At 59.6% G+C, this 886-nt stretch carries 2 protein-coding genes; one reads left to right on the plus strand and one right to left on the minus strand.

All coding sequences use genetic code 11. The annotated features are described in order from the left end of the window. Positions 1 to 189, minus strand: a 189-nt coding sequence (locus tag ACT3SQ_RS19275) for a hypothetical protein (protein WP_444601624.1), incomplete at its 3' end; no start/stop codon positions are given. A 367-nt stretch (positions 190 to 556) separates the two neighbouring features. On the opposite strand from ACT3SQ_RS19275, the gene ACT3SQ_RS19280 reads away from it, so the two are divergent. Next, positions 557 to 886, plus strand: a 330-nt coding sequence (locus tag ACT3SQ_RS19280) for a hypothetical protein (protein ID WP_444601625.1), incomplete at its 3' end; no start/stop codon positions are given.

The raw sequence follows: 886 nt of genomic DNA on the forward strand, positions 1-886 counted from the left end.
ATGCGGAAGAAGGTCCGTCACCAGTGACATCACGTCACTGTTTGGGAGACCTTCGAAGTCCGAACGCTCTAGAAGGTCGTGACAGACTCGGATCTGGACGGCAAGTGCGTGATCCATGGACGGAACGCGGACTGTGCCCCCGGAACCAGAGATGAAGCCGGAGAAGTCCTCGAGGATACGGGTGATCATCGGCCATCCGCCGGGAAGCTCGGAGAGCGCGGGCAGGTATGTGAGGGACCTGTGCCACAGCCTTGTGGACGCGTTGTCCGACGGGAACTGAGGGCTCCAGTCGACGGGAAAATATTGCTCGTCGAGACGAAGGCGAGCGCGATTCGGCAGGGTGATGTCGAATCCCGATCGATTTACGTCCGCGGCGCATCGCTGGCTACTGGAGTCGGTCCAGCGCGAGATGTGTCTGAGAGTCATACTCAACCTTAAGCGAATATCGCAGGGTGGGGTGCATCGTGATCGGGTTGCGCCGTACCGTTGCAGCCGGTGTCGACAATCTCGCGCGAAACGGGGTGGACGAGAAGTAGATTCGTCTTACGATGACCACATGACAGCATCGAGCTACGACCGCTTCCGTGATCCCGTGTTCAGGTGGGACTCGGTAGGGCTTTTCGTCGAAGAGTCCGCTTGGGTAGACGGGATACATGCGATCAGGTTCGAGGGTGGACACTTCGACGTGCTCATCAGAGGTGGGCTGATGGCGATGGAGGGTTCGCGGTCCCTGCCTGTTTTCTTCTCCGGCGCGGTTCAGAGGGACGGGACTGCTCCTCCCTTTTTCTCGGGGACGACTCTGGCTCGTCAGACGGGCGTTCCCGTGGTGGCGGTATCGGACCCGACGTTACATTCCTCCGATCAGCTGTCTATCGGGTGGTATACG

This window comes from Brachybacterium sp. AOP42-C2-15, from assembly GCF_052377065.1.
Lineage (GTDB): Bacteria > Actinomycetota > Actinomycetes > Actinomycetales > Dermabacteraceae > Brachybacterium.